Origin of the sequence: Pandoraea sp. 64-18 (genome assembly GCF_001899225.1) — a bacterium.
Taxonomy (GTDB): domain Bacteria; phylum Pseudomonadota; class Gammaproteobacteria; order Burkholderiales; family Burkholderiaceae; genus Pandoraea; species Pandoraea cepalis.
This window is the reverse complement of sequence record NZ_MKVU01000012.1, coordinates 232,099-252,711: the sequence shown is the minus strand read 5'-3', so window position 1 is coordinate 252,711 and position 20,613 is coordinate 232,099. Positions and strand designations below refer to the sequence as shown.

Sequence of the window (20,613 nt, the reverse complement as noted above, 5' to 3'; positions counted from 1 at the left end):
CGCCGCTTGATCGCCGTTATTGGCCGAGCGTCGGCATGACGAGCGACGACGCGGCATTCGCCGGGCGTCCCTCCGACCAGCGACGCGTGACCACCTTCGAGCGCGTGTAGAAGCGCACCGACTCGGGTCCGTAGATGTGCTGGTCGCCGAACAGTGAATTGCGCCATCCGCCGAACGAGAAGTACGACACCGGCACCGGAATTGGCACGTTCACGCCGACCATGCCGACTTCGATCTCGTCTTCGAAGCGCCGCGCGGCACCGCCCGACGTCGTGAACACCGCCGTGCCGTTGGCGTACGGATTACGGTTGATGAGCGCGATCGCTTCTTCCAGCGTCTTCACACGCACCACGGCCAGCACTGGCCCGAAAATCTCGTGGCGATAAATCGACATCTCCGGCGTCACGTTGTCGAACAGGCACGGGCCGATGAAGAAGCCGTCGTCGCGCTGCGCGACCTTGAGGCCACGGCCGTCCACCACGAGCTTCGCACCTTCGCCGACACCGGCATCGACATAGCCGCGCACCTTGTCGCAATGCGCGCGGGTAATCAGCGGCCCCATCTGCGCGACGGGGTCGGCACCGTCGCCGACCGGCAGCGACGTCGCGGCTTGCGCCAGACGTGCCACCAACGCATCCGCCACGTCGCCGACGGCCACGGCCACCGAGATGGCCATGCAACGCTCCCCCGCCGAACCGTACGCGGCGCCGATCAGCGCATCGACGGTGAAATCGAGGTCGGCGTCCGGCATCACCACGCCATGGTTCTTCGCGCCGCCGAGCGCCTGCACGCGCTTGCCGTGCGCCGACGCCGTGCTGTAGATGTATTGCGCGATCGGCGTCGAGCCGACGAACGACACGGCGTTCACGTCCGGATGCGTGAGCAGCGCATCGACCGCCGCCTTGTCGCCGTTCACGACGTTGAGAACACCGTCGGGCAGCCCGGCGTCCTTGGCCAGGCGCGCGAGCAACAGCGCCGCCGAGGGCACCTTCTCCGACGGCTTGAGCACGAAGGTGTTGCCGCAGGCCACGGCCATCGGGAACATCCACAACGGCACCATCGCGGGGAAGTTGAACGGCGTGATGCCTGCGCAGACGCCGACCGGCTGGTGAATCGAATACGTGTCCACGCCCGTGCCCACCTGTGGCGCGATCTCGCCCTTGAGCAACTGCGGAATGCCCATGGCGAACTCGACCACTTCGATACCGCGCGTGACTTCGCCGCGGGCGTCGTCGAGCGTCTTGCCATGTTCCTGCGTGATCAGTTGCACAAGTGCTTCGCGATGCGTTTCGAGCAGCTCGCGGTACTTCATCATCACGCGGGCGCGCTTCATCGGCGGCGTGGCACGCCAGCCGGGCAAGGCGGCGCGTGCGGCCGTCACGGCGCCCGCGACATCCGTCGCGCCGCCCAGGGCTACCTGGCGGATAACTTCGCCGGTGGCCGGGTTCGTCACTTCGCCGAAGCGGCGATCGGCATCTCCAGACGCGACGCTTGCGCCGCCAATCCAATGCTCGATACGTTCGGTGCTCACTCGTTGATTCATGTCGATGTCCGTGAAATCGCTGTCGGTGGGCGAGCGTCCGCCCGAGGCGGGCGTTCGCCCTGACTGTCTGAAGGATGGCGGGGCGTCGCGCGGCGGCCGCCCAGCCTTGCTGTGGATGTCGCTTACGCCGTCTCGCGAATGGCTTCCGACACGATGCCGAACAACTCGTCGATCTGCGCTTCGCTGATGATGAGCGGCGGCGAGAACGCCAGGATGTCGCCCGTGTAACGCACCAGTGCTCCCTTCTCGAAGCACTTGACGAAGATTTCATGCGCGCGTGCGCCCGGCTTGCCGTCGCGGTTGGACAGCTCGATGCCGCCGACCATGCCGAGGTTCCGGATGTCGATGACGTTCGGCAGATCGCGCAGACCGTGAATGACCTTCTCGAAATGCGGCGCAAGCGTTGCGGCGCGTTCGAACAGGCCTTCACTCTTGTACAGATCGAGCGCGGCGCACGCCGCGGCCGCGGCCAGCGGATGACCCGAGTAGGTATAGCCGTGGAAGAACTCGATCGCGCCCGAGTTACCGGCGTCGACGATGGTGTCGTGCACGCCCGTCTTCACCGCGACGGCGCCCATCGGAACGGCGGCATTGTTCACGCCCTTGGCCATCGTCATGATGTCCGGCGTCACGCCGAAATACTGAGCGGCGAACGGCTTGCCCAGGCGGCCAAGTCCGGTGATGACTTCGTCGAAAATCAGCAGAATGCCGTGCTTGTCGCAGATCTCGCGCAGCTTTTGCAGATAGCCGTGAGGCGGCACCAGCACCCCGGTCGAACCGGCGAGCGGCTCGACGATCACGGCGGCGATGGTCGACGCGTCGTGCAGCGTCACCAAACGTTCGAGTTCGTCGGCCAGATGGGCGCCCCAGGCCGGCTGCCCCTTCGTGAAGGCCGCCTCCTTGATGTTGAGCGTGTGCGGCAGATGGTCGACCGCCGGCAGCAGTTGCCCCGAATAGGCCTTGCGGTTCGGCGAGATGCCGCCGACCGAAATCCCGCCGAAGCCCACACCGTGATAACCGCGCTCGCGACCGATGAGCCGTGTGCGCTGGCCTTCGCCGCGCGCACGATGGTAGGCCAGGGCGATCTTCAGGGCGGTGTCGACCGACTCCGAGCCCGAGTTCGTGAAGAAAATGCGATCGAGCCCCTGCGGCGTGATCGCGGCGATCTTGCTCGCGGCCTCGAACGCCTTCGGGTGTCCCATCTGGAACGTCGGTGCAAAGTCCATCTCACCGGCCTGCTGGCGGATCGCCTCGACAATCTCGGTGCGACAGTGGCCGGCGTTCACACACCACAGACCGGCGGTGCCGTCGAGAATCTTGCGATTGTCCGACGACGTGTAATACATGCCCTCGGCCTTCACCAACAGGCGCGGCGAGCTTTTGAACTGACGGTTGTTGGTGAACGGCATCCAGAACGCCGTCATGTCGAGATTCAGGTCTTTCATGTTCATCGCGGGGTCTCCCCAGAGCTTGGCTCGATCAGAATGTCCCGCGCTCGGCACGACGGCGCGCCACGGGTGGATGGGATCGATCCTACGAGAGACGAACCGATACAGACATGTACAGTCACTCGCAAAATGTATATTCTGTATTGGTCAATCGCCTAAACTGTATTGGCAACAGCCGATGCCCCGATACCATGGTCCAACCGCTTGCCTTTTCCCTGAACCGCGCCCAACCGGAAGCACTCGTCGATCAGATCGTGCGGGAGGTCGAGCGAGCGTTACAGCGTCAGACGCTGCACGGCGGCATGCGCATGCCGTCGATCCGGTCACTGGCCAAGGCGCACGGCATCAGCACGTTCACGGTGGTCGAGGCGTATGACCGGCTCGTCGCGCGCGGCACGCTCGTGGCCCGGCGCGGCGCGGGCTTCTTCGTCGCGGGGGCGGCCGACGCGCGAGACACGGGGCTGACCAGCCCCGGCGGGGCGCTGGCGGTGAGCACCACGGCCAGCGAAGTCACCAATGCGTGGCTGCTTTCCGAGATCTTCGCGGACGACGCGATCGCGGTGAAGAGCGGCTGCGGATGGTTGCCTGACAGCTGGCTCGACGAAGACGGGCTGCATGGCGCGCTGCGTTCGCTCTCGAAGGGGCCGGGCGCGCATTTCGCGCACTACGGACATCCGCGGGGGTATGGGCCGTTGCGTCAGTGGCTGGCGCGGCGCCTCGGCGAGTTGTCCATCGACGTGCCGCCCGAGCACATCGTGCTCACGCATGGCGCGACGCAGGCGCTCGATCTGGTGGTGCGCACGCTGCTCAAGCCGGGCGATACGGTATTGGTCGAGGCACCGGCGTACTGCAATCTGCTGGCGGTGTTGCGTCTGGCGGGCCTCAACGTCGTGGGCATTCCACGCACGGAGGCCGGTCTGGATCTCGCCGCGTTGGAGCAGGCGGCGCAGACGCACCGTCCGCGCGCGCTGTTCGTGAATCCGGCGTTGCAGAATCCGTTGGGCACCTCGCTCACCCCGGCGGCGGCGCATCGCATCTTGCAGTGTGCCGAGCAGCATGGTTTCTGGATCGTCGAAGACGACATCTATCGGGAACTGGCGCCGGCGGGCACACCGTCACTGGCGGCGATGGATGGTCTGTCGCGCGTGATCTACGTGTCGAGCTTTTCGAAGACAATTTCGCCGTCCGTGCGCGTGGGCTATCTGGCGTGTTCGCGCGATCTCGCGCATGAGATCGCGCGCAGCAAGATGGTCGCGGGCCTCACGTCCTCGGAGATCAACGAGCGCATCGTGCATGCGATTCTCACCGAGGGACGTCACCGAAAGCATATCGAAAGACTGTCGGACCGGCTGACGCGTTCGCGCGCGCGTCTCATCACGCAGTTGCAGTCGCACGGGGTGACACTGCTGGCGCAGCCGGAAGGCGGGATGTTTGTGTGCGGCAGCTTGCCGGAGACGGCACAACCGGCGCGCGAACTGGCCGAAGCGGCGCTGTCTGAGAGCATCATGTTGGCACCGGGCGAGTTCTTCCTGGCGCACAACGAGCCCTGCCGCTGGTTCCGCTTCAACGTCGCCTATTCGGACGACGCACGCCTGTTCCGCTTTCTCGATCGGGTAGCGACGGGGAAGTTGGCGGCTTGACGCCATGTGTCGGCCGATGCGATCTGCTTGGCGAGACCGCCGACATGCCGTCGACATCCAACCGACCAAGGTTCGCCAGCAACGTCAGCTTCGCCGTTACTTGGCAGACTTGGCAGCGCTCTCGACGAAGGCGGCAGTGTACGTCTTCGACAAGTCGATGTCGGCCGCTTTCACCGCTGGCATAATCGCGGACAGCACCTTCAGCACAGCTTGCGGTCCGCCCGCAGGCATACGCCCGTCGCTCGTGAACATAGGCAAAAATGACTTCATGGCAGCGACATACAGTGTCCTTTTGCCGTTGTAGTAATTACGCGGCAACAGATCGACGATTTGCTCGGCACTGTGAGCATGCAGGTATCGCAGTGCGCCGACAATCGCTTTGACCAGCCGCCCCGTCTCGTCCCGATGTGCATCGACCCAAGCCGTGGGCATGTAAATACATGCCGCAGGATAGATGTCGCCGAGGGCATCACGCGTGCCCGCTTCGGTGCGCAGATCCACCAGCACCTTGGCCTCGCCCGTCGATAGCAGTTCAACCGCGGTGGGATCGGTCGTCATACCGGCGACGATCAGATGTTGTCGCATGGCAGAAATGAAAGTCTTGCCGGCATCGACCGGCACCAGACGATAATCATCTCTATCAAGACCCACTTTGCTTGCCAGATATTGGGTCAGGAAATCGGTCGACGAACCGAGCCCGGTCACGCCTAGCGACTTTCCCTGAAAGTCGATCAGCGAGCCAATCGTTTCCTGCTGGGTGGTTGAAACCAGCTCTACCTCGCCAGGCACGCTTGAGAACTGCACCACGGATTCGACTTCGGTCCCCTTGCTTTGCAGATCGATGGTGTGGTCGTAGAAACCCGCCACGCCCTGCACCGAGCCGGCAATCATCTCGTTCTCGGCATTGACCCCGGCCGGCTCCGTGACGACGGCGACATCCAGCCCCTGCTTTGCGAAGTAGCCAAGTCGCGTCGCCAACAACACCGGCAAATAGATGATCTTGTCCTCGCCGCCGACCATGATCGTGATCTTCTCGGCGGCGTGGACGACGCTCGCGAGCGAACAGAATCCGGCCATCATGACCGTCGTGACGGCAATACGCCTCAAAGTGCTCATGCTTGTTCCCGTGTACGCTGTATAAAGTCAGGCGGCATTGCTGCGAGGCATGCCGTCTATATCCTGAGGCGCGCTACGTTACGTTTGCCGGCAATCGGACAACGGCACTGAGTCCGACGCCGCCCGGCCGGCTCGACAACTCGACGACACCGCCGCAAGCCTTTGCCGCCTCGTTGACAATGGCGAGGCCGAGCCCGAACCCATTGTTGTCGGAAACGTTACCGCGGCTGAAGCGCTCGAAGACGTGCGGCTTGAGTGCGTCCGATATGCCCGGCCCCGTGTCGTCGACCTGCAGAATGGCGTCCGCACCCGCAAGCCCTGCATGGACGGTCACATTGCCTCCGCGCGGCGTATAGCGCACCGCGTTATCCACCAGATTGAAAAGTAGCGCGTGGACCAGCGCTGGATAAGACTTCACGCAAACGTCTGTACTGCTCGAACTCAAGCCGAGATCGATACCCCTGTCATCCGCCAGCAGCGACAGGTCAACCAGTACCTGCTGCGTCAATTCGAGCAGATTCACGTTCTGACGCGGCAGATGGGTGCCGCGAGCGGCTTCCGCGTGAGAGAGGCTCAGCAACTGGTTGATGAGATCCTTGAGACGCCGGGTGCATGCACGCACGGCGCGAAGGGTTTCCTTCAACTCGGGATCGACGGCAAGGTGGGTGGCGTAGTCGAGTTGGGTGCTGACAAGCGCGACCGGCGTGCGCAGCTGGTGCGCCGCGTCTGCGACAAACCTTTTCTGTATGTTGACCTGTGCGGTCAGACGCGTTGCGTATTGGTTGATCGTCTCGACGATGGGTTGCAGCTCGCCTTGCAACTGCACTGTTTCCAGCGGCGTCAGATCGTCCGTTTCGCGCGCTTCCAAATCTCTGCGAAGCAACAAAAGCGGCCTCAGTTCGAGCGTCAATCCGACGATCATGAGCGCCAGCGCCACCGCGAGCAGCACCGACTCCTGGATAAGGACAGGCCGCCATAGCGTGGCGATCAGACGATGGAAGGCGTTGTGGCTCTCGGCTACGCTCACCGACACGGATGTCGTGTGTCCGTTCCGGTACACGCGGCGCATCAGCGTCACCATGCGCAGGTCATTGCCGCGATACTGAATATCGCTATAAGAAGGGGCGCCATTATCCGGCGCAGCGCCTTGGGGCAGATCCGGCCAGCCGGCGAGCAGTTCGCCGGGGGTTGCGCGCACCTGGAAATAGACGCGATCCTGCGCCCGTGAAGCGAACATTCGGAGTGCTGCCGGCGGTGTTTCTGCGCTCAATCGTTCGTCCTGCCAGCGCACCTGCCCGGCCATCACCTCGGCGGACGCCAGCAGCCGGCGGTCCTGAACCAGGCGCGCGGTACTGCGCGCATTCTCCAACGACAGCCCCGCCATCAACGCCAATACCAGTGTCATGGGCACCAGGACCCACAGCAGCAGGCGAACGCGCAACTGGTTCATGTCGTTGCGCCGGCATCGCGCAACAAGTAGCCCAAGCCGCGCAGGGTGAGGATACGTGCCTGGGAGCCCGCAAGCTTGCGGCGCAGACGGTGCACGTAGGTCTCGATGGCGTTTTCGCTCGCCTCGCTGCCTAGATCGAATACCTTGACCATCAACTGCGCCTTCGTGACCGTCTTGCCCTGGCGCAGCATCAGCGTTTCAAGCACATCGTGCTCGCGCAGTGTCAGCTCGAGCGGCAGGCCCGCTGCCCGGAACTCGTGGGTATCCAGATCGAACTGCAAATCGGCGCATTGCACGATCGATTGGCTGCTACGCCCCCGCCTCCGAATCAGCGCCTTGATGCGCGCAACGAGTTCCCTCAGTTCGAACGGCTTGTCCACATAGTCATCCGCACCGTGATCCAGACAGTCGACCTTGGCGTCAACCGATGCGTTGGCCGTCACGACCAGCACCGGCATATCGTTGCGCCGTCGACGGATGTTGCGCAACACGCTGCGCCCATCCATGCCCGGCAGACGAAGGTCGAGCAACAACAAATCGTACTGCGACTGCTCGATGTGATGAATCGCTGTCGAGCCGTCATGCACGCACTCGACAGTAAAGCGCTCTGCCTGCAATGCCTTGCTGAGCCAGAGCGCAAATTCCAGGTTGTCTTCTACAAGTAGTAGTTTCATCGAGCTATTAAACAGTCCACGCAGAAACTGTGTCGGCAATCCGCCTCCGGTTGCGCAAAACAAGCGACAGGACAGCGGCGGGTCGCACGTAGCGGGACGAAACGTCGCCTGCAGAGATCACGAATCTCGCAAAGGACGGTGATCGATGATCCCGGGTTTCTCGGCTCAGGGATATTCGACTGGCCAAGCGACGTCGGACTTCAAGTCGTCTTGGCGAAGCCGCGGCTTGGGCGCGTTTCACCCGAGTGCCGCACTTGCGCCGAATGTTCGTCTCGCACCGTTTCCTCGCGGTCGCTCACGCTGCGCCGATCAGGAGGTATCCGCGCAAGCGCAGACAGCTCCTGTCAGACGTCATTTTTTGCGGAAAGGGGCATTTGGCAGCAAATTACGTGCCCCTTCCGATTCAGGCAATCGGTTATTTCCCTCCCTTGGCTTCGCTCGCCAGCAGCGTATTGGCTTTGATCGCGAAGTCATTTGTGTACGTCGCGTCGAGATTGATCGGCTTAACGATCTTGCCGGCCAGCTTTTCCACGGCGAGGACGGTTTCGGGGCCGCCCTTCGGCATCAGGCCATCCGGCAGAAACTGGCCCTTGTCCTGCTCGAGCGCTTTGATGTATTCCTCCTTGCTCGACAGCTGATTGCTGACGAAATCCTTTGGCAGATGATCTGCGATCTCCGCGGCGCTATGCGTATGGATCCAGTGCATGGTGGCGACCATCGCGTTGACAACGGCCTGCGTTTCAACCGGGTGTGCCTGTACCCACTCGCCTCGCGCAAGCACGCTGGCCGTCGGCCAGTAGCCGCCCAGCCACTTGTTGACGCCCGGGCCGGTGGCAAGATCGATCGCGGAGTAGCCGAGACGCATTTTCTCGACGGCGTTGACGGTCGGTTGAGTCGTCATTCCGCAGACAATTCGGTTGTGCTTGAGCGCACCGATCAGGGTCGGCCCCGCACCAACGCCTACGCGGGTGAAGTCTTTTGACGTCAGGTGGTAGCGGGCGGCAAGGTAGAGCGTCAGGTCGTCGGTTCCCGACCCGACGTCGGTCACGCCCACCACCTTGCCTTTCCAGTCGGCCGGCGTCTTGACGCCAGCGTCAGTCGCACACATTTCTCGCTCGCCTGGCGCGCCGCTGAGCTGGACGATGCCGATCACGTTCTTGCCATGCTGCTGGAAATCGATGGTATGCAGGTACCAGGCCCCCGCCATCTCGACCTGCCCGGACACCACGGCCTCTTCCGCGCCAACACCGCCGGCCGTTTCCGTGCTCAACTGCATGTCAACGCCGTACTTCTTGAAGAAGCCGAGATTCTGCGCGAGTTGGTACGGTAGATAGATCTGCTTGTCGATCCCGCCGATCATCATGCTCACTTTGGGTAGCGTGGCCGCCATGGCGTGGCCGCTGAACAGGCCCACGGCGCACAGCACGCCCGCCAAAACCTTTACTGCGTGTGATTTCTGTTTCATGACTCTCATCTCCTTGGATATTCGGGATTGCGCGAGGCGATCCCTAGTCGGTGGTTTCCACTCGTGTTGCATAAGTTGGGCGGGGTCAAACGCCCGGCATGTTGCTATCGGCACCCGTTGGCGGCTGCCAGGAAAGCAGTCGCTTTTCCAGCATGGCCATCAACACTTCCGCGCTGAGCGCGACGACACCGATGATCAGCATCGCGCCGAAGACACCATTGGCGTCGAACGTGTTCTGGGCCGTCGCGATCACCAGGCCCAGGCCTTGCTGCGCGCCCAGAAATTCACCGACGATGGCCCCGATGATCGAGAAACCCAAGGCGACGTGCAGGCTCGCGATAATCCACGTCATCGCGGACGGGAAGACGACGTTCGCGATGACATCGAAGCGCGATCCGCCCAGAATGCGCACGTTGGCGATCAGGTTGCGATCGACGCTGCGCACGCCCTGGAACGCGTTGAAGAACACGACAAAGAACACGAGGACGGCGGCCAGCACCACCTTCGACGGCATGCCGAGCCCCAGCCACATGACGAGCACCGAGCCCAACACGATCCGCGGCAGCGCGTTGACGATCTTGATGAATGGGCCGACCACGTCTGCCAGATACGGGATCTCGCCCAACAGCACGCCGAACAGGATGCCGGACGTCACGCCTGCAATAAAGCCGAGGAGCGACTCTTCGATCGTGACCCAGATCTGCAGCCAAATAGAGCCGTAAGCTGTCCCGCTGCGCGCCCATTCAATGAGTCGAGCGACGATCCCGCTCGGCGATCCGAAGAAGAATGGGTCGATGACTCCCCAGGATGAAAACAGCTGCCAGCCGCCGACCAACAGTACGAACAGGGTTGCGCGCCCCAACCAAACCAGGTTCTTGCGGCGCTGTGCCTTGCGTCGCGCGGCGGCCGCCACCGTCACCGAATCGCTTCCTGCCAACGCGCCGTTAAGCTTTGCACTTGAGTTCGAGCTGGTCATGCCGAGGCCCCCCTGACCTTCGCTGCGGAGGTCGTTCGGGAATAGGCTTGCTCGACTTCCTCGCGCAGCGAATCCCAGATTTGTTGATAAAGATCGAGAAACCGCGGATGGAAGCGGATCTCCTGCACTTCGCCGCGCGGCCTCGGCAGGTCGATGTCGAACACCGCCTTGACGGTGGCAGGCCCTGCGGTCATCACCACGACGCGATCGGCGAGGGCGATCGCCTCCTCAAGGTCGTGCGTCACGAACAGGACCGAAGGTCGGGTGCGCTCCCACAGCGTCAGCAATTCGTTGGACATGATGGCCCGCGTTTGCACATCAAGCGCAGAGAACGGCTCATCCATGAGAAGCATGGAGGGTTTGTTGATGAGTGCGGCGGCAAGGCTGACGCGCTTGCGCATGCCCCCGGACAGCTGATACGGGAAGTAGTCTTCGAAGCCCGACAGACCGACGATCCGCAGCCACTCACGCGCCTCGTCCATCGCGGCCGCTTTCGGGACGCCACGAAACGACGGCCCGAGCGCCACATTCTTCAGGATCGACTTCCAGGGAAGGAGTGCGTCGTTCTGGAAGACGAAGCCGGCACCGCCGGAAATTCCGTCGACGGCCTGGCCAGATACCTTGACAACGCCGGCGCTGGGTCGATACAACCCTGCCGCCAGCGTCAAGGTTGTGGACTTTCCGCATCCGGTCGGCCCCACCACCGCGCAGAACATGCCCGGCTCGATGACGAGGCTGACATCGCGCAACACCGTCTTTTCCGTGCCGTCTCGCGTGGGAAATCGCTTCGTCACCCCGGAGAACTGAATACCTCCTTGCCCTGCTGAATTCTCTACCATCGCAAACCTTATATCGTGTACCCATCGACATCCGACCGCATGGTGGACGCCGATGAGTGAATTGCAAAAATCACACACTGCCCACATCGAGTTCTCTTCGAACCCGTATCGGGCTACCCCGTCAGTGACCCATTACCGATAAGCAGGAAAGGGCTCGTGAATAAAGCTTCACTGAAACTTCCGAGTAAATGGTCACCTCCACAAAAAATAGGAGTCCTATATACGTTCGACTACACAACACTCGAAAGAGAAATCCCCTTGCGTCATGCGGCTTTCGGGACAGCGCGAAGCGTAGCAAGTACGGGAAGCGATAGCGGCAAGCCGCATTTGCTTCGATATTTCATGCCAATCCGCTCGCCAACGTCGGATCAGAAATGCCAGATGCCGCCGGCCTCGATACGTTTTGCCGTCGCGGCAGACAGTCCCGTCGAGTTCTGGAACGTCTTTTGCCCCCACATCACCTCGATGCCCACGTCGACGGTGCGGAATGGTCGATAAATCAGGTTGAGGTGAACGGTCTTGGTAGTGACGGCGTTCTGCGGATCGGCGGGCAGGAACGACGCCAATCGCTGGTGGTTGTATCCGAATCCAATGTTCGAACGCAGCTTGTCGGTCCACCAATGCTGGAAGAACAGGCCTCCCCCAAGCTCGGGCTGAATCTGGACATCCGTGGCCCCTGTGGGGTTGGCGGCCGTTCCGTTGTTGATCGCGAGCACGGAAGCCGTGTTGGCACCGAAATCGTCCGGAATGTATCGGCCCAATGCGCCGTACCAGACCTGGCCGCCGAAATTGTCACGACCATATCCGCCGCCCGCCTTGGGCAGATTGAATGTCGCACCCATCAGCATCGCGCCCGCAAGCTTTGTCGTGCGCGATCCATTCTGGTCGGTAAAGCCGAGCTCACGGGCAATCCCTGAAACCTGAAAGTGGCCCCAGGCGGCTTCGCGCTCGTACTTCACGCTCAGATCCGGGAACGGGTTCGATTTCGTCACGGCCTCGATGTTGCCGCGCGTATCCTGGTAGCCGGTCTGCGGGTTTTCCAGTGCGAACGACACGGCACTGCCTTTGCCGAGCGGCAGCGTGTAACGGACTTGCGGCGTGCGCGCGGCCGGGAGGCCTGCCTGTCCGGCGTTGTCGAATGTCTCCACCGCGTCCGGGTCGTCGATGAAGTTCGAATTCGCCATACCGACGAGGAACCCGCCAATCGTGCCGTAAGCGGTGACCACGCGGGCACCCCAGCTATTGTTCTGCAATGCCTGGTTGTTGTCGCCACCCGAGACGAAGCCGTAGAAGTCGAGTCCGAAATTGGTGGTGATGTTGCCGTACGGGCTTGGCGTGCTGCTCCCCACGACCAGTCGTGAAACCTTGTCCTGGAAATGGAAGGTACGTGCCGATTGCGCTCGGGCGTTGCTGCCGGCAGGATCCAGATTGCCTATCGCAAACTTTGGCCCGAGATTTTCGGTGGGATCGTAAATGCCCTGAAAATTGATGAAGCCGCCAATACTGAGCGAGGTGTCGGTGCCCGGGACGATGAACGACCCCGGCATGGCCCCGCGACGGATGTACTGGTCCGAAATGCTCATCTGCTCGGCCTTCGTCGGCGGCAGACTCTCGGTCGGCGCTTGCGCCACGGACACCGCGACGGGATTCTTGGCTGTCTGGCTCTGCGCCATTTTCAACTGATCGAGCCGTACCGACAGATCGTGAATCTCCGCCTGAAGCTTGCTCATGTCATCGGCATGTGCTGCCGGCATCGCGCCGAGACCTGCAATTGCGCAGCACAGGACTTTCGCCGACAACGACTTGTCCAATTTCGAACGACGTTCTCGCCTCTTAGGTAACTTCGCCCACCGTTTCATCCGCTGTCTCCTGCATCTGATTGTTGTTCATGCAAACCCGCTCAAGGAAGCATCGTGAGCAGTGAACGAATCTTAGGGAGGACTAGCTGTCAACTGGCTGACGCTGGCGGGACTGAATTGACGGTGTTTACCCGGGGCGGCGGGGAAGTGGGCGGTGTAGGGTCTGCGGTCTAAGTCCCCTGCAGGAATTGCCTCGGAGGAGACGCGTCGGTCCGTTCGAGCAAGGCGAACCGGAGGCGCGCGTTGAGCAGGGCCGCCGGAAGTGTGCTGGCACCCGCGCCCGAGTCCACCACCACGGGAATCCGCGTCGCGTTGAAACCCACGGCAATGGCCATCACGCCATGAACGTTGGGCAATGACGTGCCATCGGCGATTCGAAATCGCTCGTTGGCCGCCGGATCGAACTGCTCGCTGACGAAGAAGCAGTCGTCATTTAAATTAAGGACCGAGACCTTGCTATCGGCCAGATCAAGATGACGGACACAGTGAGGTCTCGGTGTGGTGACGATAGGTGCGATCCGTGAAGTATCGATGGAACGCGAACCGTTCGAAATCGGCAGATTCCGAAATGTCGTTTGCCTGATCGTCACCACTGCAGCGTCATTTGACGCCGACCATCCCTGGCCGCCGCAAACGTCTCACGCCTACGCCACGCCCATCACCCCAAACCGCTCCCGATACGCCACCGGCGTCACGCCGTACTGGCGTTGAAACGCGCGGCGCAGGTTTTGTTCGTCGCCGAAGCCCACGCGCGCGGCGATGCGCTTGAGCGGCGCATCCGAATCGAGCAAGGCAAACCGGGCCGCCTCCAAGCGCATGCGCTCGACCGCCTTGGCCGGCGTCGACCCCGTCCGCGCGAGATAACTCCGCGCAAACGTGCGCGCGCTCATGTTCGCCTGCTCGGCCAGCCGCACCACCGACAGATCGCCATCGAGCCGTTCGGACATCCACGCATGCAAATCGCCAAACGGCGCTCCCGCCGCGACCTGCGCCTGCAATGGCGGGCTGAACTGCGATTGCCCCCCAGCACGCTTGAGGAACACCACCAGCCGACGCGCCGCCTGCAACGCGATATCCGCCCCCAAATCGTCCTCGACCAACGCCAACCCCAGGTCGATCCCCGCCGTAATGCCCGCCGAGGTCCAGACCGGATCCTCACGCACATAAATCGGATCCGACTCGACCCGCGCCTTCGGATAACACGCCTGCAACATCGCCGTGTCGAGCCAGTGCGTCGTCGCGCGACGTCCATCCAACAACCCCGCCGCCCCCAGAATGAACGCCCCCACACACACCGAACACACACGCCGCACACGCGGCGCGTAGGCGCGCAACCACTCGCCCACCTCACCCGGCACCGCCGGACGATGCGCCACCGCGCCGCCCACCGCGATCAATGTGTCGACGGACATCGTTTCGAGCGCGCGCATCGGCTCGGTGTGCAGCGTGATACCCGAGCCCGTCTCCACCGGCCCACCATGCTCGGACACCACCACGGTGCGATACGGTGTCGCTTGCCCCAACGCCGCGAAGTTGCGAATGACGGCGTGAAACGCGTCGAGCGGTCCGGCCAGATCCAGCAACACGAACGGCGGCACGATGAGAAAGGCAACGAGACGAGGTGGGTTCATGATCGCGAGAATGTCGGAGCGTCAGGCCGTCGCGGGCACCGCACGGCGCTTCGCGTCGACGGCATACCACACCGTCGCCAGCGCCGCGAGCGCCAGCAACGGGAAGGTCGCCTGGTTGATGGTGGCCCAGCCGAAGCGAGCGAGCAGTTGCCCCGCGAACAGACTCGCGAGCGCCGTCCCGGCGAAGGTGATGAATTCGTTGGCGGCCTGCGCGCGCGCACGCTCCGCCGGACGATACGACATCGTGAGCAACGTCGTGCCGCCCACGAACATGAAGTTCCATCCCACGCCGAGCAACGCCAACGCCGCATAGAAGTACGGCAGGCTCGTCGACGCGAGCGCCACGACACCGCACAGGGCGCTCATCGCAATGCCCGCCAGCAACACCGGCACCACGCCCCAGCGCTTGACGAGATGCCCCGAGAAGAACGACGGCGCATACATCCCCACCAAGTGCCACTCGATGATGTGCGCGCCGTCGTCGATGCTGTGCCCACACGTCACCGCCGCGATGGGCGTCGCCGTCATGACGAACATCATCACCATGAAGCCGATCAGGTTGTTCGCCAGCGCCGCCACATAAATCGGCTGACGCATGATCTCGCCGAGCGGCCTGGCCGGTAATGCATCCGCGTCGCCGGTGGCACTGGCAGCCGCATGCACCGGTAAATCGCGCAGCAATCCGACGAGCAACACCAACGATATCGCCGAGAGAATCGCCACGACGAGATACGATCCCGCGAACGTCACCGGCGCGAGCCAGTTTTTACTGCCTGCCGCGAGCGCCGGTCCGATCACCGCCGCCAGCACGCCGCCGGTGAGCACGATGGAAATCGCGCGTGGCTTGTCGTCGAGCGGCACGACGTCGGCCGCTGCCAGCCGGTAATAGCGCGCGAACGCCTGAAACACCCCCACACACGCCGTACCCGCGCAGAACATCGCAAAGTGACGCTCGTAGATCGCCATGACCGACACCAGCCCGCCGACCGTGCCGAACAATGCGCCCAGCGCGAAGCCGAGACGCTGACCGATACGCTGGATCAACATCGACGCAAAGATCGTGGTGATGGCGGACGCCACGGTAATCAGCGAAAACGGCAGCGTCGCATAACCTTTGTCGGACGCCAGCATGTAACCGACAAGCCCCGTCAACGTCAGGTCGACGGACATCGCCGCCGTGAATAACGCCTGGCACGCGGCCAGCACCGCGGCATAGCGGCGGCCCATCGAACGATCGGGGCGCCCGGAACGCTTCGGGCGCCCGCTGGGTTCGGAATCCGTGGGGCGCGCGGCGCGCCCGGCAATGGCATCGGTCATGAGCGTGTTGTCGAACAAGTCGGAGAGTCGTCGGGAGCCCTCATCTTGCCGTCGACCGGTTTGGCACGAATGCCAATCATGCATCAAAAAATGCCACCTCGTCGTCAGGCGTCTCGGGCGCCAAGCAGTCGTCCTGGCCGGCGACCTTCCTGGTGGTCATGCCACCGAATCGCGCCAACTCGGTGCGCACCAACTCAGCGCGCAGCCGCACCACACTGCTTCGTTCGGAAGACGACACGCCGATGAACCCCTGCGCAGAGTCCCATGCGTACGACATGATCGACCCTGACGATTCGACGCGCAGACGCCGCCCTCGCGGGCCTGCGCGCGCTTAGCGACGTTCGACGCTTTTGCTTGCGCGACCGTGCACCGTTACCTCGCATGCCCAATCCCGCCCATCGCTGGCACGGCCCTTGCGTTACTCCTCCGGTACCGGATCGACCGGTCTAACCAGGAAAGGGGAAGACGTACCATGAAACGACGCACGCTACTCCAGATGGCGGCCCTCTCGGGCGCCGCATCGCTGACGGGCATGGCGCCCAACTTGTTCGCGCAGAGCAAGTCGCCCATCAAGGTCGGCATCCTGCACTCGCTCTCGGGCACGATGGCCATCTCGGAGACGTCGCTCAAGGATGTCGCGCTCATGACGATCGCCGACATCAACGCCAAGGGTGGCGTGATGGGCCGCCCGCTCGAAGCCGTGGTGGTCGACCCGGCGTCGAACTGGCCGCTCTTCGCGGAAAAGGCGCGTCAGTTGCTCACCAAGGACAAGGTCGCCGCCGTGTTCGGCTGCTGGACGTCGGTGTCGCGCAAGTCGGTGCTGCCCGTCTTCGAAGAACTCAACGGCCTGCTCTATTACCCGGTGCAGTACGAAGGCGAAGAGATGTCGAAGAACGTCTTCTACACGGGCGCGGCGCCGAACCAGCAGGCGATCCCGGCCGTGGAATACGTGATGAGCAAGGAAGGCGGCGGCGCCAAGCGCTTCTTCCTGCTCGGCACCGACTACGTCTATCCGCGCACGACCAACAAGATCCTGCGCGCCTTCCTGCATTCGAAGGGCGTCGCCGACAAGGACATTCAGGAGGTCTACACGCCGTTCGGCCACAGTGATTACCAGACCATCGTCGCCAACATCAAGCAGTTCGCCCAGGGCGGCAAGACCACGGTCATCTCGACCATCAACGGCGACTCGAACGTACCGTTCTACAAGGAGCTCGGCAACCAGGGCCTGAAAGCCACCGACGTGCCGGTGGTGGCCTTCTCCGTCGGTGAAGAGGAACTGCGCGGCATCGACACGAAGCCGCTCGTCGGGCACCTCGCGGCATGGAACTACTTCATGTCGGTGAAGAACCCGACCAACGACGCGTTCAAGAAGGAGTGGTTCGCCTACGTCAAGGCCAAGGGCCTGCCCGGCGGCGACAAGCGCGTCACGAACGATCCGATGGAAGCCACGTTCGTCGGCATGCATATGTGGAAGCAGGCCGTCGAGAAAGCGGGCAGCGTCGACGTCGACAAGGTACGCACCGCGATGATCGGCCAGTCCTTCAAGTCGCCGGACGGCTTCGACATGGTCATGGACGGCAATCACCACCTGCACAAGCCGGTGATGATCGGCGAGATTCGCCCGGACGGGCAGTTCAACGTCGTGTGGAAAACCAAGACCACGGTGCGTGCGCAGCCGTGGAGCCCGTACATCGCGGGTAATGAAGGCAAGCCCGACAAGGTCTGACCCTCCTTCCATTCCCTGCGCCGGCGCCGGATCGATGGCCGCCGGCGCGCGCAGAGGTTTTGATGATAACGATAAGACGCTGGACCGCTGCCGCCCTTGTCCTGCTCTCGCTGGGCGCCGCGCTGACCACTCCCTCCCTGGCCCATGCCGCCGTCTCGAGCGCCGACCTCACGGCGCTGGCCGGCGACGACTTCGACGCCAAGTCGCAGGCCATCGATCATCTTGCGTCCGACGACTCGCCGCAGGCCGCCGCACTCCTCAAGGCGCTGGCCGACGACACGGTCGTGACCGTGGGCGATCGCCTCGCCATCCAGGACGGCGAGAAGACCCTCGATCCGATCACGGGCGCCCCGATCAAGGGCGACAACGCGGGATCGATCACGCTCAACAACGTGCTGCGCGCCAAGGTCGCTACGGCCGCCGCCGCCGGCGCCTTGCGCTCGCCCGATCACGACGCCCGGGCGCAAGCCATCGACACGATGCTGCAAAACCCGTCGCCCGCATTCAAGACGCTCATCGAACAGGCGCGCCAGAAGGAGACCGATCCGACGCTGCGCAAACGGCTCGACCAGCTCTGGGCACAGACGGCATTGCACGACACCGACGCGAAGAAGCGTCGTGAAGCCATCGATCTGATCGCCGCGGCGGGCGACCCTCAGATGCGCGATCTGCTGCTGCCCATCGTCGCGAAGCAAGCGGACGGCACCTATGCCGAACCCGACGCCAGCGTGCGCAGCGCCGCCGACATCGCCCTGACGAAACTGGCCGCAGCCCAGCGCCGCAGCGAGTTCTTCGGCACGCTTTTCGCCGGTCTGTCGCTCGGCAGTGTGCTGCTGCTCGCCGCGCTCGGCCTGGCCATCACCTATGGCCTGATCGGCGTCATCAACATGGCGCACGGCGAATTCCTGATGGTCGGCGCGTACGCCACGTATGTGGTGCAGACACTCTTTCAGCGCTTCCTGCCGGGGGCGTTCGACGCCTACCTGGTCGCCGCCGTACCCGCCGCCTTCCTTGTGGCGGCCTTCCTCGGCTTCGTGCTGGAGCGCACCGTCATCAAGCATCTGTACGGCCGCCCGCTCGAAACGCTGCTCACGACGTTCGGTATCAGCCTGCTCATGATCCAGGGCGTGCGCACGCTGTTCGGCGCGCAGAACGTGGAAGTGATCAATCCCTCGTGGATGAGCGGCGGCGTCGCCGTACTGCCCAACCTGATGTTGCCGTATAACCGCATCGCGATCCTGATATTCGCGCTGGTGGTCGTGGCGCTCACCTGGTCGGTGCTCAACCTCACGCGCCTGGGGCTGTTCATTCGCGCCGTCACGCAGAACCGGTCGATGGCCGCCTGCGTCGGCGTGAAGACGGGACGCGTCGACAGCTATGCCTTCGCGTTTGGCGCGGGCATTGCCGGACTGGGCGGATGCGCGCTCTCGCAGATCGGCAACGTCGGCCCGGACCTCGGGCAGAGTTACATCATCGACTCGTTCATGGCCGTGGTGCTGGGCGGCGTGGGACAACTGGCCGGGACCATCGTCGGTGCGTTCGGCCTGGGCATCGCCAACAAGCTGCTCGAACCGGTGTGGGGTGCCGTGCTCGCCAAGATCGCCGTGCTGATCCTGATCGTGCTGTTCATCCAGAAACGCCCGCAGGGCATGTTTGCGCTCAAAGGGCGCAGCGCGGAGGCCTGAATGCAGACGTCGAACTTCCTGCCCGAAGGGATCGCCCCTTCGATCTCGCTGGACGTGCCGCCGCGCGCCCGGCTCCTGCCGAAGCATGTCGCGCCCTTGCTGTTCGCGTTCGTGCTGGCGGTGACGATTCTCGTGCCGGTTTGCGCCCTGGTGCTGCCGGCCACGCACCCGTTGCATCTGTCGGCCTACGCGATGACGCTCGTGGGCAAGATCATGTGCTACGCAATTGCGGCGCTCGCGCTCGATCTGGTGTGGGGCTATTGCGGCATCCTGAGCCTGGGCCACGGCCTGTTCTTCGCGCTCGGCGGGTATGCCATGGGGATGTACCTGATGCGCGGCATCGGGCGCGACGGCGTGTATCACAGCAACTTGCCCGACTTCATGGTGTTTCTCGACTGGAAGTCGCTCCCCTGGTACTGGACCGGCACCGAGCATTTCGCCTGGGCGATGTTTCTCGTCGTGGCACTGCCCGGCGTGGTCGCGTGGCTCTTCGGGTATCTGGCCTTCCGCTCACGCGTGAAGGGGGTGTACCTGTCGATCATCACGCAGGCGCTCACGTTCGCCGCCATGCTGCTTTTCTATCGCAACGAAACCGGCTTCGGCGGCAACAACGGCTTCACCGACTTCAAGCGCATTCTCGGCTACTCGATCACGTCGGCAACCACGCGCACGGTGTTGTTCCTCGTGACGTTCGTCGTACTGATCGGTGCCTTCGTGCTGTGCCGCGCGCTGGTCGTCTCGAAGTTCGGCCGTGTGGTCACGGCCATTCGCGACGGCGAATCGCGCGCCATGTTCCTCGGCTACCGGCCGCTGAGCTACAAGCTGTTCGTGTGGACGTTGTCCGCCATGCTGTGCGGCATTGCGGGCGCGCTTTACGTGCCGCAGGTCGGCATCATCAACCCGAGCGAGATGGCGCCGGTCAACTCCATCGAGATGGCCATCTGGGTCGCCATCGGCGGACGCGGCTCGCTCGTGGGCGCGATTGCCGGTGCGTTCCTCGTCAACGGTGCGAAGAGCTTCTTCACGGCGTACTTCGCCGAGTACTGGCTGTTCTTCCTCGGCGCGATGTTCGTGCTCGTGCCCCTGCTGCTGCCGCAGGGCGTGATCGGCCTCGTCGCACAACTGTCCCGCAAGCGCACGCCACACGCGCCGGCCGCCGCCGAAGGCGATGCGCCGCACCCCGCCACCGGAGACCGCGCATGAGACCCGACATCGACATCAGTTGGCAAATCGCCGACGCC

Annotated in this window: 17 protein-coding genes; 4 read left to right on the top strand and 13 right to left on the bottom strand. The window is 63.3% G+C overall.

What is annotated here, in order from left to right; genetic code table 11:
• Window positions 1-16: 16 nt before the first annotated feature.
• Together BGP02_RS09650 and aptA are read right to left on the bottom strand one after the other, a co-directional pair.
• Window positions 17-1,543, bottom strand: a complete 1,527-nt coding sequence (locus BGP02_RS09650; protein WP_286798402.1) for a CoA-acylating methylmalonate-semialdehyde dehydrogenase — start codon at window positions 1,541-1,543, stop codon at window positions 17-19.
• A 122-nt stretch (window positions 1,544-1,665) separates the two neighbouring features.
• On the bottom strand, window positions 1,666-2,994 hold the full coding sequence (gene aptA, locus BGP02_RS09645) for an omega-aminotransferase AptA (protein WP_017234038.1): 1,329 nt from the start codon (window positions 2,992-2,994) through the stop codon (window positions 1,666-1,668).
• A 188-nt stretch (window positions 2,995-3,182) separates the two neighbouring features.
• Between aptA and BGP02_RS09640 the strand changes: the two genes are divergently transcribed.
• Window positions 3,183-4,631, top strand: a complete 1,449-nt coding sequence (locus BGP02_RS09640; protein ID WP_286798401.1) for an aminotransferase-like domain-containing protein — start codon at window positions 3,183-3,185, stop codon at window positions 4,629-4,631.
• A 96-nt stretch (window positions 4,632-4,727) separates the two neighbouring features.
• Here BGP02_RS09640 and BGP02_RS09635 read toward each other — a convergent pair whose 3' ends face one another.
• The 11 genes from BGP02_RS09635 to BGP02_RS09585 all read right to left on the bottom strand — a co-directional run bounded on the left by BGP02_RS09635 (window position 4,728) and on the right by BGP02_RS09585 (window position 16,235).
• On the bottom strand, window positions 4,728-5,747 hold the full coding sequence (locus BGP02_RS09635) for an ABC transporter substrate-binding protein (protein ID WP_286798400.1): 1,020 nt from the start codon (window positions 5,745-5,747) through the stop codon (window positions 4,728-4,730).
• Between the two features lie 73 nt (window positions 5,748-5,820).
• Complete coding sequence (locus BGP02_RS09630) at window positions 5,821-7,197, bottom strand: sensor histidine kinase (RefSeq protein ID WP_261939374.1); 1,377 nt, start codon at window positions 7,195-7,197, stop codon at window positions 5,821-5,823.
• On the bottom strand, window positions 7,194-7,871 hold the full coding sequence (locus tag BGP02_RS09625; RefSeq protein WP_130024602.1) for a response regulator: 678 nt from the start codon (window positions 7,869-7,871) through the stop codon (window positions 7,194-7,196). The genes BGP02_RS09630 and BGP02_RS09625 overlap by 4 nt, the downstream gene beginning before the upstream one ends.
• A gap of 415 nt (window positions 7,872-8,286) precedes the next feature.
• Window positions 8,287-9,297 (bottom strand): ABC transporter substrate-binding protein, encoded by a 1,011-nt coding sequence (locus BGP02_RS09620; RefSeq protein ID WP_286798497.1) that lies wholly within the window; start codon window positions 9,295-9,297, stop codon window positions 8,287-8,289.
• A 124-nt stretch (window positions 9,298-9,421) separates the two neighbouring features.
• Complete coding sequence (locus BGP02_RS09615; protein WP_268567158.1) at window positions 9,422-10,255, bottom strand: ABC transporter permease; 834 nt, start codon at window positions 10,253-10,255, stop codon at window positions 9,422-9,424.
• A 53-nt stretch (window positions 10,256-10,308) separates the two neighbouring features.
• Window positions 10,309-11,151, bottom strand: a complete 843-nt coding sequence (locus BGP02_RS09610; protein ID WP_150562123.1) for an ABC transporter ATP-binding protein — start codon at window positions 11,149-11,151, stop codon at window positions 10,309-10,311.
• Between the two features lie 368 nt (window positions 11,152-11,519).
• Window positions 11,520-12,881 (bottom strand): DcaP family trimeric outer membrane transporter, encoded by a 1,362-nt coding sequence (locus tag BGP02_RS09605; protein WP_261939377.1) that lies wholly within the window; start codon window positions 12,879-12,881, stop codon window positions 11,520-11,522.
• 299 nt (window positions 12,882-13,180) lie between these two features.
• The gene (locus tag BGP02_RS09600; RefSeq protein ID WP_261939378.1) at window positions 13,181-13,603 is read right to left on the bottom strand and encodes a hypothetical protein; all 423 of its coding nucleotides are present in this window, start codon (window positions 13,601-13,603) and stop codon (window positions 13,181-13,183) included.
• A gap of 51 nt (window positions 13,604-13,654) precedes the next feature.
• Window positions 13,655-14,641, bottom strand: a complete 987-nt coding sequence (locus BGP02_RS09595) for a GlxA family transcriptional regulator (protein ID WP_017234036.1) — start codon at window positions 14,639-14,641, stop codon at window positions 13,655-13,657.
• Between the two features lie 21 nt (window positions 14,642-14,662).
• The gene (locus BGP02_RS09590; protein WP_157211469.1) at window positions 14,663-15,868 is read right to left on the bottom strand and encodes an MFS transporter; all 1,206 of its coding nucleotides are present in this window, start codon (window positions 15,866-15,868) and stop codon (window positions 14,663-14,665) included.
• A 166-nt stretch (window positions 15,869-16,034) separates the two neighbouring features.
• The gene (locus BGP02_RS09585; protein ID WP_017234034.1) at window positions 16,035-16,235 is read right to left on the bottom strand and encodes a hypothetical protein; all 201 of its coding nucleotides are present in this window, start codon (window positions 16,233-16,235) and stop codon (window positions 16,035-16,037) included.
• Between the two features lie 255 nt (window positions 16,236-16,490).
• Between BGP02_RS09585 and urtA the strand changes: the two genes are divergently transcribed.
• The 3 genes from urtA (at window position 16,491) to urtC (ending at window position 20,575) form a co-directional block, all read left to right on the top strand.
• The gene (gene urtA / locus BGP02_RS09580) at window positions 16,491-17,687 is read left to right on the top strand and encodes an urea ABC transporter substrate-binding protein (protein ID WP_369751579.1); all 1,197 of its coding nucleotides are present in this window, start codon (window positions 16,491-16,493) and stop codon (window positions 17,685-17,687) included.
• Between the two features lie 62 nt (window positions 17,688-17,749).
• Window positions 17,750-19,372 carry an urea ABC transporter permease subunit UrtB gene (gene urtB, locus BGP02_RS09575; RefSeq protein WP_017234032.1) on the top strand — a complete coding sequence of 541 codons (1,623 nt, stop codon included), beginning with the start codon at window positions 17,750-17,752 and terminating at the stop codon, window positions 19,370-19,372.
• Window positions 19,373-20,575 (top strand): urea ABC transporter permease subunit UrtC, encoded by a 1,203-nt coding sequence (gene urtC, locus BGP02_RS09570; RefSeq protein ID WP_017234031.1) that lies wholly within the window; start codon window positions 19,373-19,375, stop codon window positions 20,573-20,575.
• Window positions 20,576-20,613 lie beyond the last annotated feature (38 nt).

Coding starts and splice junctions, on each gene's coding strand:
- BGP02_RS09625 (WP_130024602.1), bottom strand. CDS start 7,871: ATGAAACTACTACTTGTAGAAGACAACCTGGAATTTGCGCTCTGGCTC.
- urtA (WP_369751579.1), top strand. CDS start 16,491: ATGGCGCCCAACTTGTTCGCGCAGAGCAAGTCGCCCATCAAGGTCGGC.
- BGP02_RS09590 (WP_157211469.1), bottom strand. CDS start 15,868: ATGGGCCGCCGCTATGCCGCGGTGCTGGCCGCGTGCCAGGCGTTATTC.
- BGP02_RS09650 (WP_286798402.1), bottom strand. CDS start 1,543: ATGAATCAACGAGTGAGCACCGAACGTATCGAGCATTGGATTGGCGGC.
- aptA (WP_017234038.1), bottom strand. CDS start 2,994: ATGAACATGAAAGACCTGAATCTCGACATGACGGCGTTCTGGATGCCG.
- BGP02_RS09630 (WP_261939374.1), bottom strand. CDS start 7,197: ATGAACCAGTTGCGCGTTCGCCTGCTGCTGTGGGTCCTGGTGCCCATG.
- BGP02_RS09585 (WP_017234034.1), bottom strand. CDS start 16,235: ATGTCGTACGCATGGGACTCTGCGCAGGGGTTCATCGGCGTGTCGTCT.
- BGP02_RS09635 (WP_286798400.1), bottom strand. CDS start 5,747: ATGAGCACTTTGAGGCGTATTGCCGTCACGACGGTCATGATGGCCGGA.
- BGP02_RS09595 (WP_017234036.1), bottom strand. CDS start 14,641: ATGAACCCACCTCGTCTCGTTGCCTTTCTCATCGTGCCGCCGTTCGTG.
- BGP02_RS09640 (WP_286798401.1), top strand. CDS start 3,183: ATGGTCCAACCGCTTGCCTTTTCCCTGAACCGCGCCCAACCGGAAGCA.
- urtC (WP_017234031.1), top strand. CDS start 19,373: ATGCAGACGTCGAACTTCCTGCCCGAAGGGATCGCCCCTTCGATCTCG.
- BGP02_RS09605 (WP_261939377.1), bottom strand. CDS start 12,881: ATGAGCAAGCTTCAGGCGGAGATTCACGATCTGTCGGTACGGCTCGAT.
- urtB (WP_017234032.1), top strand. CDS start 17,750: ATGATAACGATAAGACGCTGGACCGCTGCCGCCCTTGTCCTGCTCTCG.
- BGP02_RS09610 (WP_150562123.1), bottom strand. CDS start 11,151: ATGGTAGAGAATTCAGCAGGGCAAGGAGGTATTCAGTTCTCCGGGGTG.